13 protein-coding genes, 2 tRNA genes and 1 other RNA gene are annotated in these 12,356 nt (G+C 59.0%); 4 read left to right on the plus strand and 12 right to left on the minus strand.

Annotated features, from left to right (window positions below; genetic code table 11):
* Positions 1-257 precede the first annotated feature (257 nt).
* The 8 genes from VB144_13120 to tadA form a co-directional block, all read right to left on the minus strand.
* A complete protein-coding gene (locus tag VB144_13120) occupies positions 258-569 on the minus strand; it encodes a hypothetical protein (protein MEA4884570.1) in 312 nt (103 codons plus the stop codon).
* Between the two features lie 146 nt (positions 570-715).
* A complete protein-coding gene (gene recR / locus VB144_13125; GenBank protein ID MEA4884571.1) occupies positions 716-1,315 on the minus strand; it encodes a recombination mediator RecR in 600 nt (199 codons plus the stop codon).
* A gap of 24 nt (positions 1,316-1,339) precedes the next feature.
* Positions 1,340-1,648, minus strand: a complete 309-nt coding sequence (locus VB144_13130) for a YbaB/EbfC family nucleoid-associated protein (protein ID MEA4884572.1) — start codon at positions 1,646-1,648, stop codon at positions 1,340-1,342.
* A 34-nt stretch (positions 1,649-1,682) separates the two neighbouring features.
* The gene (dnaX, locus tag VB144_13135) at positions 1,683-3,608 is read right to left on the minus strand and encodes a DNA polymerase III subunit gamma/tau (GenBank protein MEA4884573.1); all 1,926 of its coding nucleotides are present in this window, start codon (positions 3,606-3,608) and stop codon (positions 1,683-1,685) included.
* Positions 3,609-3,813: 205 nt separating this feature from the next.
* An RNA gene (gene ffs, locus VB144_13140) (signal recognition particle sRNA large type) lies at positions 3,814-4,078 on the minus strand.
* Positions 4,079-4,109: 31 nt separating this feature from the next.
* Positions 4,110-4,203: transfer RNA gene (locus VB144_13145), tRNA-Ser, on the minus strand.
* Between the two features lie 54 nt (positions 4,204-4,257).
* Positions 4,258-4,347: transfer RNA gene (locus VB144_13150), tRNA-Ser, on the minus strand.
* 15 nt (positions 4,348-4,362) lie between these two features.
* The gene (gene tadA, locus VB144_13155; protein ID MEA4884574.1) at positions 4,363-4,824 is read right to left on the minus strand and encodes a tRNA adenosine(34) deaminase TadA; all 462 of its coding nucleotides are present in this window, start codon (positions 4,822-4,824) and stop codon (positions 4,363-4,365) included.
* A 137-nt stretch (positions 4,825-4,961) separates the two neighbouring features.
* Between tadA and VB144_13160 the strand changes: the two genes are divergently transcribed.
* From VB144_13160 to VB144_13175, 4 genes are all read left to right on the plus strand, one after another.
* On the plus strand, positions 4,962-5,411 hold the full coding sequence (locus VB144_13160; GenBank protein ID MEA4884575.1) for a helix-turn-helix transcriptional regulator: 450 nt from the start codon (positions 4,962-4,964) through the stop codon (positions 5,409-5,411).
* 21 nt (positions 5,412-5,432) lie between these two features.
* Complete coding sequence (locus tag VB144_13165) at positions 5,433-6,218, plus strand: PRC-barrel domain-containing protein (protein ID MEA4884576.1); 786 nt, start codon at positions 5,433-5,435, stop codon at positions 6,216-6,218.
* Positions 6,211-6,963, plus strand: a complete 753-nt coding sequence (locus VB144_13170; GenBank protein ID MEA4884577.1) for a SagB/ThcOx family dehydrogenase — start codon at positions 6,211-6,213, stop codon at positions 6,961-6,963. Before VB144_13165 ends, VB144_13170 begins: the two co-directional genes overlap by 8 nt.
* A 257-nt stretch (positions 6,964-7,220) precedes the next feature.
* Positions 7,221-7,514, plus strand: a complete 294-nt coding sequence (locus tag VB144_13175; GenBank protein ID MEA4884578.1) for a zinc-ribbon domain containing protein — start codon at positions 7,221-7,223, stop codon at positions 7,512-7,514.
* Between the two features lie 195 nt (positions 7,515-7,709).
* Here VB144_13175 and VB144_13180 read toward each other — a convergent pair whose 3' ends face one another.
* The 4 genes from VB144_13180 to argC are packed head-to-tail and all read right to left on the minus strand — an operon-like array spanning position 7,710 to position 12,244.
* Positions 7,710-8,948: an acetylornithine transaminase gene (locus VB144_13180; protein ID MEA4884579.1), complete on the minus strand. Its 1,239-nt coding sequence runs from the start codon at positions 8,946-8,948 to the stop codon at positions 7,710-7,712.
* Between the two features lie 29 nt (positions 8,949-8,977).
* Positions 8,978-9,880, minus strand: a complete 903-nt coding sequence (gene argB, locus VB144_13185; GenBank protein MEA4884580.1) for an acetylglutamate kinase — start codon at positions 9,878-9,880, stop codon at positions 8,978-8,980.
* Positions 9,881-9,895: 15 nt separating this feature from the next.
* Positions 9,896-11,152 (minus strand): bifunctional glutamate N-acetyltransferase/amino-acid acetyltransferase ArgJ, encoded by a 1,257-nt coding sequence (gene argJ / locus VB144_13190; GenBank protein MEA4884581.1) that lies wholly within the window; start codon positions 11,150-11,152, stop codon positions 9,896-9,898.
* A gap of 48 nt (positions 11,153-11,200) precedes the next feature.
* Entirely contained in the window at positions 11,201-12,244 is a 1,044-nt protein-coding gene (gene argC / locus VB144_13195) for an N-acetyl-gamma-glutamyl-phosphate reductase (protein MEA4884582.1), read from the minus strand.
* Positions 12,245-12,356 lie beyond the last annotated feature (112 nt).

Genomic DNA, 12,356 nt, shown 5'->3' on the forward strand with positions numbered 1-12,356 from the left:
TCAAACTCTCCAAAAAACCATCTCGCGATGACTCTTTCGAGTTTGTCGCGCTCTTATCTTCTCTAGTCGCCCGCAATTTCAAACTCTTGCTATCGACTTCAGGCTCCACGCTGTTTGGTTTTCAAGGAACATCCGCCGGCCTCATCCGTGGGTCTGCACCAGTAGCATCAGGGCTTCCCCGTCAGCCATCAGTAGCCCGCGTCATCGGCGCGACAATCGTTATCTTACCATCGGGCCATAGGGGTGTCAACACCAATTTACGGAAGAACTGATGCCTGATTCCTCCGCGGCGCACGCTCTGCCCCTTTGGATTCCACGACCGTCTTCGCCTGCTTGAACAGATACCCAAGCCTGCGCTCACACGCACGCATGATGAATATGGATGAGTCGATAAGGTCAGGGTCTGTCGAACAATTGAACACCTGGTCAGCCTGGTCGATCTGCATGCACACCGCGCGAATCTCGGCGCGGATCCAGTCTTCTAGAGAGGGCTCGCGGCGGGCCAGCCGTTCCCCCGCCCTGAGCCGCACCGACCGCGCAGCATGAACGCACAGTTCCCTCAGGTTCAATAGCCACACCCCATTCCTCTGTTCATATTGGGACTCCAATGGCTGCCATCTCTCCCGTAGAGATTATGCCCTGACTGGATGTCCCATATGACTGGACGTGGCTCTCGCCCAACTATCGCCGGCATCATGCTGCCGGCAGATCGGTATCAGATTCCCCGCCTTCCCTCTAGGGCACGGGCTAGGGTGACCTCGTCGGCGTACTCGAGATCGCCTCCTACAGGCAGCCCATGGGCTATACGCGTCACATTGATGCCTATGGGCCTAAGCAATCTGGAAATGTAAATCGCCGTGGCCTCTCCCTCAATGTTGGGGTCAGTGGCGATTATCACCTCACCGATGGTTCCCTCCCTGACCCTAGCCAGAAGCTCTTTCAGCCGAATGTCAGACGGACCTATGCCCTCCATAGGAGAGATCGCCCCTCCGAGCACGTGGTACACACCGTGATACTCTCGGGTCCGCTCCATCGCGATTACGTCCTCCGGTCGTTCCACAACGCAGATCACAGCACGATCTCGCGATGAGTCCGCGCATACGGCGCATGGATCAACATCGGTAAGGTTTCCGCACACAGAGCAGTTGTGCACCTTATCCTTGGCTTCCAGCAGCGAATCAGAGAGCCTCTTCACATCCTCTGTACGCATCGATAGGACATGAAAAGCGAGCCTCTGAGCTGTTTTGGATCCAATGCCCGGGAGTTTCCGAAGCTCCTCAATGAGCCTGCCCACAGGCTCTGCGTAAAACAACATTACAAGATACCTCCGGGCGCCCGCCTATAGTTTGATGCCTGGTATGGACAGGTTGCCAGTCGCCTTGGACATCCGTATCTCGGAGGCAGTCTTGGCCTTCCGCAACGCCTCGTTGCACGCTGCAAGCACGAGATCCTGGAGCATCTCCACGTCGTCCGGATCCACTGCCGATGGATCGATGTGGATCTCAAGCAGTTCCTGATGGCCGTTGGACACGACCTTCACCGCACCACCGCCCGAACTGCCCTCTATGCGCTCCTCGCCAAGCTCCTGCTGGGCCTTTTCCATGTCTGCCTGGATCTTCTGCAGCCTCTTCATCATGTTCTTCTGCATGTTCCCGCCCACGTGTTCTTCCCCCTTGACCCACTTACTTCGTGATCATCCGCACCTCGACGGGGCTGAAAACCTCCATTGCACGCCTGATGCCTGGATCATCTGATCCGTCCTCGCGACTGATGCCGCCCGACTGGGCGCCGACCCTCGGCCCATCCCTTGTCGGCGCCGGCGCCGACCCCACCGCAATATCGCTCACCACGCGCCCCATACCGGTCGAGCCCTGCAAAGCGCCTGAGGGGGCTACAGGATTCGCCTCAGGCGCCTCTTCTCTTAGTCCAGTTGCGCGTGACGCCGAAGTTGTGCACGGCTCCACGGTGACGCTCCGACCGAGGATCTCCGACATTACCATGGACAGGATGCGCCTATTGTCCGGCTCCGACGCCTTCTGCATATGAACAGACCAGTCCGGCTCGTACACTATACGAACCTGACCCTCGTCCACCTCTACTGAGACAACCTCTCGCAGGAAGGCCTCTAGGATCACCTTCTGCCCCTTCACCCGCGCCAGCACTTCTCCCCATTGCTCAGGTGTTATCCCTGAATACTGGCCGCGTGCGCGGGACCGCGCGCCTGGCACAGACGCTCCAGTACGCCCGGCGCCGGCGCCACTCGCGGCAGTCACGGCGGTGGCGGCACTCGCCGCACTCGCCGCAATTGAGGAAACATCCGCCCCGGGCTCTGCCGGAGCCGCTTTCGTCGAAGGCCCCAGCGGGGCAGTACTCACCCCAGCCGCGCCGCCGGCTCTCTGCGGCTTTCGGGCAGCCTCCCCACTCTGGGCCTTTGCAGATGCAGTTCGGGGTTCAGTTCGGGGTTCAGCCCGGCGCTCGGTTCGAGGCTCAGCTCGGGGCTCACTCCGAGGTTCGGCAAGAATCTCCTCTGGAGCGCACAGCCGCGCTGCAGTCAGTTCCACTGACAACCTCGGGCTGGACGACCTGCGCATCTCCTGCATGCCATCGCCTACTATGCGGATCGCCCTGAGAAGATCCTGCCTAGAGTACTTCCTGGCCTGCTCCGATAGGGTAGCTCGGTATGATTCCGCAACATCTATCAGGCCTGGCGCTCCTGGACATTCCTTGGCAACCAACAAGTTTCGGAAGTGCACAACCAGGTCTTGCAGGAATTGTCGAGGGTCCGCCCCTGCGTCCGTCGTCTCCTGTATCATGCGAAACATGGGACCCGGCTCCCGCGCAAGTGCAGCATCTGCGAATCCCGCCACCGTCTCGAAGTCCGATACTCCGAGCAGTTGCAGAATGGAGTCGGAAGTCACATTTTCCGACCAGGCTGATGCCTGTTCGAGGAGCCCAAGGGCGTCTCTCGCGCTTCCCTCCGCTCTTCTGGCGATGAGGGAGACCGCATCAGCCGTAATCGGGATCGACTGCGCCTCTGCGACCCTCGCGATGTGGCCGGCGAGATCAGACGCGGTGAGGCGGTTGAAATCGAACCTCTGGCAGCGAGATACGATGGTGCCGATGATGCTCTCCGGCTGAGTGGTGGCAAGGACGAACACCACATGGGCTGGTGGTTCCTCAAGCGTCTTTAGCAGCGCGTTAGAGGCCGGCACCGTTAGCATGTGCGCCTCGTCGATAATGTATATCTTGTATCTCCCCTGAGTTGGGGCATACACTACTTTTTCCCGCAGATCCCTGATCTCCTCAATGCCGCGGTTCGATGCGGCGTCTATCTCTATCACGTCCATGGCATTCCCATCGCGTATAGACACGCAAGACGCGCATTCACCGCACGGATCAGGGGTCGGGCCATGCTCACAGTTGAGAGCGCGTGCAAGCACACGGGCGGTAGACGTCTTGCCCGTCCCACGCGGCCCGGCAAATAGGTAGGCGTGAGCGATCCGCCCTGCCGACACTGCATTCCTCAGAGTCCTGACAACATGGCCCTGTCCGACAATATCGCCGAATGTCTGAGGACGCCATCTCCGGTAGAGGGAAACATAGTCCAATTCATCAACCCCCTAGGATATGTTGTCACGGCCGACTCCCATGGTCCGGGCCCTACGATGTCGTATGGAGATATTCGCCCGCGCCCACGGTACGTCCTTCACGCCTGGCGCATCCTCGGGGACTTTCACCCCTTAGACAACGATCATGCCGGGCGCACAAGGAAAAGGGGATGGCCCATCCGAGCCACCCCCATCCATTTAGAGGCCGTGCACCCACCTTCGACAAGCTCCTCCAGGCGTAACCGACGTAGCCAGCTCCAACCAGGCACTCCCGCGGCACACGAGGTGGTTTGCTTACCGCTGCTACCTTCCGGTCCTGACGGGGTTCACAAGGCCCCGTTGCGCAGGACCCGGCTATCAACACCGCACGCGCCGGGCAGGCCCCAAAGAAGACAGGCCTCGGGTGGGAGTTCAATCCCGCTGTAGCGGATTGCGGGTTCAGGGCACCGCTATCTCCCCATCTAGCACGGCCAAGATCATGCAGAACCATACTGAACAAAATGGCGGAGAGGGTGGGATTCGAACCCACGAGGCAGAGGTCATCTGCCTACTCGCTCTCCAGGCGAGCGCCTTAGACCATCTCAGCCACCTCTCCGCAGCCCGGATAGACCCGTAAGCCCATCCGGAAAGGGAAACCATATGAAATTCGTGGCGGAGAGAGTGAGATTCGAACTCACGAGGCGGTCACCCGCCTACCCGCTTTCGAGGCGGGCGCTATCGACCCCTCAGCCATCTCTCCGTGAAGATCGAAAGACTATCTTCTCTGTGCAAAGAACTCCCCGAGCATAGCGCCGCAGCTATCTGCGAGCACTCCCGCTGTTACGGCCACCCAGTGGTTTAGCCGCATGTCGCGAGGGATATCCCACAGGGTTCCCGCAGCTCCGGCCTTAGGATCCGATGCTCCGTACACAAGCCGCTCCATCCGTGCCTGCACGATCGCGCCCGCACACATCGGGCACGGCTCAAGCGTCACATAAATCGTGGCATCAGAGAGCCTCCATGACCCGCATGCAGCAGCAGCCATCCTGATGGCGCAGATCTCTGCATGGGCAGTAGGGTCGCCATCGGTTTCCCTGCGATTGTGGGCCCTTGCAAGAACCTCGCCACGCGCCACGATCACAGCGCCTACCGGCACTTCACCCGCTTGCCCAGCGGTGCGCGCCTCCTCGATAGCCAGGCGCATAAACTTAGCGTCGAGTTCCGAGCAAAGTATCATTTATGAAGCACACCGCCGTCAAGTATGTTACCATACCGTTAGGGGGAAATCAATAACAGCTGGCGCGAGTTCCGCGAATCGCGCCGGCCAAATTGGAGATCATCATAGTTGACAACACGCATTCAGGAGGGCTGCGCATGCACGACGACCAAGACCCGCGGCAGATGAGTCCGTACACCGAGATGTACTTGGAGCAGCTCAAGCAGAGTGCCCCTCAACGTCTAGAAGAATTCGTCCGGCTGCAGCGACTCGGCGACTTCCTTCGAGGGCACAGAGAGAGCCAAGGCCTCTCGGGTCGGGAAGTAGCACGAAAACTCGGCATTTCCCCCAACGTGGTATCGGAAATCGAGACCGGCAAGAAATCCTATCCCGATCGCATCTATGAGAGGTTCGGAGAAGCAGTTCACGCCGATCAGGACGAGCTATTCATGATAGTCGGACGTACGCCCATGTATCTCAGGCGAGCATTCGAGGAATCGCCCGGTCTGCAGCGAATCGCGCGGATGGTCTGTAAGCTTCCGGATCGGGAAGACCTGCTGAGCCGCGCCGCAGAGATAGTCACAAGGGAAGTTGGCGCAAAACACTAAAGCTGGGAGGCGTAGTTGTGTATGGGCCTGAAGAGCAGTTGTGATTTCATTGGTCTGCCTGTCATTAGCATAGACGACAGCCGCGAGGTTGGCTCAGTGAAGGCTCTCGTTATCGACTTCGCCAACGCAGTAGTGTGCGCCATCGCGGTGGAGGGGGACTACTGGTTCGATCCCCCGAGAGTAGTCCCATTTTCCGCTATTCAAGGCATTGGAGACGCCGCTGTCACGATCCAGGACACTGGGTCGCTTGTGCCATTGTCTTCGATCCCGGAGGTAGAGGAGCAAGCCCGCGCAAACGTGCGTGTGCGGGGTGTACGAGTCTTCACAGATACCGGCGCTCAGGTCGGAACTGTGAGTGAATTCTTAATAGATTGTGAAACCGGATATCTGGTTGGGTTTGATATCCCATCGGGAAGCGAGCTCATCCGTGTTCCGCGCGAACGCCTGATAAGCCTGGGTCAGCACGTGATGGTGATCCGAGATATGGAGGGCGATGATGCGTGTGGAACAGGCATGAGCGCTGAATCTGCGGCACGCCTGCACTCAGGCCCCATCGGAACTCCATCAGCCGCCCATACGGCCTCGTCTACTGCCGGCTCCGGACTATCGGAAGCGTTCAGCGCCGCCCGCGAAACATTCCTGGTGGGTCGGACGGCGGCGGCCACAATCCGAACTGATGATGGAATTGTGATCATACATGAAGGCGACGATATCACTCCCGATACAATCGCATCTGCGAAGTCGGCGGGAAGATTTGAGCAGCTGGTCAACACTGTGAAGGCGAGGAAGGTCGAGCACAATGGATAGTATGAGCGACCGGCGGAGCACCATGAAGTCAAGATTTCCTGAAGCACGCCGCAATCCATCTGACCAGCGCCTCGGGGCCCCGCAGCCTCCCCTCGTAAAGCCGTTCGACCCCGGATCCCAAACCGTAGATCTTCCATCGCCGCGCGACGCGGTTCCGGAAAACGTGAATCTGTATGACCTCATCGAGCGACGCGAGAGCAGGCGGCAGTACTCCTCCGATCCCATATCACTTGCTGAGGTTTCGTTCCTCCTGTGGGCAACCCAAGGGATCAAGGCAATCGTGAAAGATGGGTTCGCTGCCTTGAGAACGGTTCCATCAGGAGGGTCTCGGCACGCGTTCGAGACCTATCTGGCCGTCAACCGCGTGGAAGGCCTTAAGCCAGGGATATACAGATACCTGCCGATCGGGCACAGGCTCTTATTCATCGGCTGCCCGCAGGAGTTGCCATCTCGAATCGCACAGGCCTGTTTCGGGCAGGACTTCGTGGCCACTGCCTCTGTAGTGTTCTTCTGGAGCGTTTTGCCCTATCGGTGCGAGTGGCGCTACTCGGTTGCCGCCCACAAGACCATGATTCAGGACTCGGGGCATCTGTGTCAGAATCTGTACATAGCCTGTGAGGCCTTATCGCTTGGGACGTGTGCAATCGGAGCGTACGATCAATGGTCAGCCGACGAGCTTCTCGGCCTCGACGGTGAGGAGGAGTTCGTTATCTACGCAGCGCCAGTGGGCAGGCCCGGCCGATAGGCGCCTCCGGCCCTCGGCCTGTTCAGCCCGCGCGGCGCAGGCAGAACACGCCAATGCAAGAAATCACGCGTATTGGTATGAACACGTCCATCGCCAGGGCATCTTTCGGGCATCCGGAACCCAGCTGATGTTTGCCAGCATATTGCAATCTTGGCGCAAACGTTTTATGATATACGTGGCTGTTGTTCAAGCGCACGCATCAACCATGCATGCCGGCTTGATCAAGAGACTAATCACCAAAGCGAGGCATGATCAGGTTGGCATTCGAAGACAAGGTTCTAAATTGCAGGGACTGTGGCCAGGATTTCGTATTCACCGCCGGAGAGCAGGAGTTCTTCGCACAGCGCGGCTTCCAGAATGAGCCCTCCAGGTGCCCCGACTGCCGTCGGAACCGCAGGAGCACCAACACCGGCTCGGGCAACCGTCAGATGTATGAGGCAGTTTGCTCATCGTGCGGCAAGGTCGCTTACGTCCCCTTCCAGCCCAGCGGCGACAAGCCAGTTTACTGCAGCGATTGCTTTGCAGCTCAGAGGGGCGGCAGGCAGCGGTAGTCAGCCAGTGTGGCTCGTAGGACATATCCAGCCCAGGCGGGCACGGGAGCCACATCGGATCCGACATAGCAGGATTTGTTGTTAGCTCGAAAGAGCCCCGGGGAGCATCTCCCCGGGGCTTCCTGTATCGCTTCCGGCGCTTATCGCTGCTATCGCTGCTGCCAGCGTCTTAGGCCTTCACAAGGCCACTATGATCTATGCTCTGCCCATGGGCACGCAAGATGCCTCTGCCTCCACCTGGGATATGGCCGTATCGATGATGCGGACCGCCTCGTCGATTTCGCTTCTCCCCACGATCAGTGGAGGCAGAAGCCGAATTACTTTCCCCGCGATGCAGTTGGCAATCAATCCTCGTTCGCGGGCAATCCGTGTCACTTCATTCGCATCGATAGTGAGCTCCACTCCAACCATTAGGCCGAGCCCCCGAACATCCGAAACACACCAGTGGCGCCGGGCCATTCTCCGGAGGCTTTCCCCAAGGTACGCTCCCATCTCTCCGGCGTGCTCTGGGATTCCCTCCTTGAGCATGGTCTCCACAACCGCGATTCCGGCAGCGCAAGCCACGGGGTTTCCACCGAAGGTGGAGGCGTGATTGCCTGGCTCGAAACCAGAGGCCGCCTCGTCAGTGGCCATCATCGCTCCTATCGCAATCCCACCGCCTAGAGCTTTGGCGAGAGTTATGATGTCTGGGCGCACTCCTGCGAAGTTCTGGTACGCATAGAACCGCCCCGTCCTGCCCATCCCTGTCTGCACCTCATCAAGGATGAGCAGAAGCCCCCGCTCCCTGCACAGCTCGGCAAGGCCCTGCATGTATTCCTCAGATGCAGGGTACACCCCGCCCTCGCCCTGGATCGCCTCGATCATGATCGCACAGGTCTTTGCAGATATAGCCCCCTGAACCGCGGCAAGATCGTCATATGGGACGTAGCGGAACCCCTCTGGCAGAGGCTCGAAGCCACTCTGATACTTCTGCTGGCCAGTCGCGGTGACCGTCGCCAGCGTCCTGCCGTGGAAGCTTCGCTCTGCGGTAATGATCTCGTAGCGCCCCTTGCCATACTTGGAGCGGCTGTACTTCCTCGCAAGCTTTATCGCAGCCTCGTTCGCCTCAGCCCCGGAGTTGCAGAAGAACACTTTGCTCAGGCCAGACCCCGTAGCATTCTCCACCAGCAGCTGTGCAAGCCTTGCCTGCTGCTCGATATGGAATACATTCGATACATGCATAAGCGTTGCAGCCTGCTCGGATATGGCACGCACCACCGCTGGATGGCACTGGCCCAGGGAGTTCACGGCGAGTCCCGTCATGAAGTCCAAATACTCCCGGCCATCTGCATCCCACAGCCTGCAACCTTCTCCGCGCACGAAGGCGATGGGTAGGCGGTTGTAGGTCTTCATCACGTACTTCTGGGTGAGAGCGATTACTTCATCAGTATTCATCATGCTGTCGCCCCCTGTATTCGGCATCACTATGGCACGAGTTCAGTTCCTATCCCCGCATGGGTGCAAAGCTCCAGGATTATCGAATGAGGACGCCTGCCATCGATGATGTGGGCGCGGCCCACTCCACCTTCTAGCGCGCCTATGCATGACTGCACCTTCGGTATCATCCCGCCCTCAACACGTCCGTCGGATACCATGGCGCGGGCATCATCGATCGAGAGCTGAGGAATGAGCGTGGACTTGTCCTTGTAGTTCCCGAATATGCCCTCTACGTCGGTGAGCATGACCAGCACGTCGGCGCCTAGGGAGCACGCGATCTCGGCCGCCACGTAGTCGGCGTTTATGTTGTAGGCCCTGCCATCGTCGCCCATGCCCACCGTGGAGACCGCAGGGATGTATCCATCCCTCGCTAGGTCGCGCAAGATGGAAGGGTCGATCTCCTCCACATCCCCGACCTGTCCCAAGTCAACGAGCTGCTCCTCGCCCGTCTCGCGATCCACCACACGCTCGGGCGGACGCTTCCTGGCGCGGATCAGCCGGGCATCGTGACCCGATATCCCGATGGCCCGCCCGCCTTCGTCGCCTATGAGTGATACGATCTCCTTGTTGAGCTTCCCGCACAGGACCATCTGGACGATCTCCATTGTCTCAGGATCTGTGATCCTAAGGCCGCTCACGAAGGCGGGTTTCTTCCCGATCCTCGCCATCATCTGGTTGATGTCCGGTCCTCCCCCGTGCACAACCACTGGGTTGGCGCCGATGCTCTTGAGGAACACCAGATCGAAGGCGACAGCCCGCTTAAGCTCCTCATTTGCCATAGCGTTCCCGCCATACTTAACCACAACGGTCTTGCCGCACAGTTCTTTTATATATGGCAGGACCTCAACGAACATCGCAGCCCTGTCTTCAGGAGTGAGTGCCGTCATCATTGCATCTCCCCCTACCTAGCTGCGGTAGCTGGCGTTGATCTTGACGTAATCGAAGGTCAAGTCACACGTCCACACCGACGCCCGTGCAGGCCCGGACTTCATGTCGATGGTAAGCATGATCTCCCTGCTGGAGAGCGCCTCTTTCGCCCTCTCCTCAGAGAATGGCAGGCCCATGCCTCTCTCCGCCACTTTCACGGGTCCGATATAGATGTCCACAATGCTAGGATCGAAATCCGCCCCGGAGTAGCCTGCGGCGCACATTATCCTGCCCCAGTTCGCATCGGCGCCAAAGATGGCCGTCTTGACCAGTTCGGATTTGGCAATGGCCATGGCTACGGTTTTCGCATCAGCCTCCGTAGCCGCGTTCACCACTGCCACCTCAACGAGCTTGCTTGCGCCCTCGCCGTCCATTACTATTTTCTTCGCAAGATCCTGGCAGACCACCTGCAACGCCTCTTGGAATCTGGCATAGTCATCACCCTGGTCAACGATGGGCTCATTGCCGGCAAGGCCATTCGCCATGGCGATCACCATGTCGTTGGTGCTGGTATCGCCATCCACGGTGATGCAGTTGAACGACTTGTTCACCGCGTCCTTCAGGGCGCTCTCAAGAAGCCGCCCCTCGATCGCAGCATCACTGGCCACAAAGCAAAGCATCGTGGCCATGTTCGGGTGGATCATTCCGGAGCCCTTGGCCATCGCGCCGATGGTTGCTACGGCGCCGCCGAGCCGGATCTGCACCGCGCACTCTTTCGCAAACGTGTCGGTAGTCATTATCGACTCTGCGGCCATTCGCCCTCCATCAGGGGAGAGCTGCCTCGCGGCGTCGACCATGCCCGGCACGACCTTGTCCATGGGAAGCCTTACCCCAATAACGCCTGTGGATGCACAGGCAACGGTCCTAGGGTCGATCCCGAGTTCACGGCCAAGAACCTCAGTGATCATGTACGCATCACGGAGCCCAGCCTCTCCAGTGCATGCATTGGCATTGCCGCTCACGATCCCGATCGCCTGGATCGTTCCCGCGCCAACATGGTCCATACACACGAGCACTGGGGCAGCCTTCACTTTGTTCGTGGTGTACACACCCGCTGCCCTAGCAGGGGTATCGGAGTAAATCACTGCGATGTCCTTCCGCGCCTTCCTCACGCCAGCGAAAACCCCAGAGGCCTTCATGCCCCGGGCGGCCGTTATCCCCCCACTAATAGGGACAATATCTGCGCTGGCGTGGAAGTGCGATTCCTCGGCGTACTCGGCGTACTCTGCGGCCATCCCTTACATCAGTTCCTCTCGACTAGAATGGACTCAACGTGATGCAGTCTAAGGATACACGGGCATCATGTCAAGACCGGTCTTTTCGTCCAGGCCGAACATGAGGTTCATGTTCTGAACCGCTTGCCCCGATGCACCCTTTACTAGGTTATCTATGGCGCTCATTATGATCACTCTGTTAGTCCGACTGTCGACGCGCAGCGAAATGTCGCAGAAGTTGGAGCCGCATACCGCCTTCGTCTCCGGGAGCCTATCAGGGGGAAGCACCCGAACGAAGTGGTCGCGCCTGTAGAACTCATGGTACATGCCTGCGAGCTCCTCGCAGCTAGGACAGTTCCCGACTGGCGACGCGTATATGGTGCTGAGCATTCCGCGAGTCAGCGGAACGAGATGAGGCGTGAACGTAACGGTTACAGGCTTGCCCGCAAGCTTGGATAGCTCCTGCTCAATCTCTGGGGTGTGGCGATGACCCGCAACGCCGTATGGAGCAAGGGAGTCATTCCTCTCGGGGTAGTGGTAGGCCAAGCCGGGCTTGCGGCCTGCTCCGGATACACCGGACTTAGCATCGATGATGATGCCGGCAGTGTCGATTGCCCCTGCACGCAGAAGAGGCGCAAGACCCAAGACGACAGTAGTAGGATAGCAGCCAGGGTTGCCCACAAGCCATGCCTTGCGCACGCGGTCGCGGTTCAGCTCAGGAAGGCCGTATACAGACTCCTCAAGCAGACCAGGCTGCTCATGTTTCACCTTGTACCACGATTCGTATATTGATGCATCGTCGAACCTGAAGTCCGCCCCCAGGTCGACCATCTTCTTGCCTGCAGCACGCACCGTGGGCGCGATTGGCATCGCAGCTCCATGCGGCACAGCCGTGAACACCAGATCACATCGGGATGCCATCTCCTCAGAAGAAAGGTCTTCACACGTGAGATCGACCCTGTCCCAAAGGCTCTGGAACACCTCTCCGATCTTCTTGCCTGCGTATGTCCTAGAGGACACGCGCCTCACTCGGGCCTCCGGATGCCCCGCCAGAATGCGGATCAACTCCCCGCCGGTGTAGCCCGAGGCGCCCACAATCCCCACTTCGATGATCGAGCCCACCCCCTAACAGATATGCGTGTAAAATTACATGACGCAATTATACTCTCGCACCTCCCGGTGTGCAATAGGCAATCTTCCAGAGTCGTCCCATTGCTGGATACTG

The sequence above is a fragment of the Clostridia bacterium genome, from assembly GCA_034926675.1.
GTDB lineage: Bacteria > Bacillota > DTU025 > DTU025 > DTU025 > JAYFQW01.

Bases quoted from the DNA above. Each gene is read 5' to 3' on its own strand.
- recR (MEA4884571.1), bottom strand. From the start codon at position 1,315: ATGTTGTTTTACGCAGAGCCTGTGGGCAGGCTCATTGAGGAGCTTCGG.
- argJ (MEA4884581.1), bottom strand. From the start codon at position 11,152: ATGGCCGCAGAGTACGCCGAGTACGCCGAGGAATCGCACTTCCACGCC.
- argB (MEA4884580.1), bottom strand. From the start codon at position 9,880: ATGATGACGGCACTCACTCCTGAAGACAGGGCTGCGATGTTCGTTGAG.
- tadA (MEA4884574.1), bottom strand. From the start codon at position 4,824: ATGATACTTTGCTCGGAACTCGACGCTAAGTTTATGCGCCTGGCTATC.
- VB144_13130 (MEA4884572.1), bottom strand. From the start codon at position 1,648: ATGCAGAAGAACATGATGAAGAGGCTGCAGAAGATCCAGGCAGACATG.
- VB144_13170 (MEA4884577.1), top strand. From the start codon at position 6,211: ATGGATAGTATGAGCGACCGGCGGAGCACCATGAAGTCAAGATTTCCT.
- VB144_13180 (MEA4884579.1), bottom strand. From the start codon at position 8,948: ATGAATACTGATGAAGTAATCGCTCTCACCCAGAAGTACGTGATGAAG.
- VB144_13165 (MEA4884576.1), top strand. From the start codon at position 5,433: ATGGGCCTGAAGAGCAGTTGTGATTTCATTGGTCTGCCTGTCATTAGC.
- VB144_13160 (MEA4884575.1), top strand. From the start codon at position 4,962: ATGCACGACGACCAAGACCCGCGGCAGATGAGTCCGTACACCGAGATG.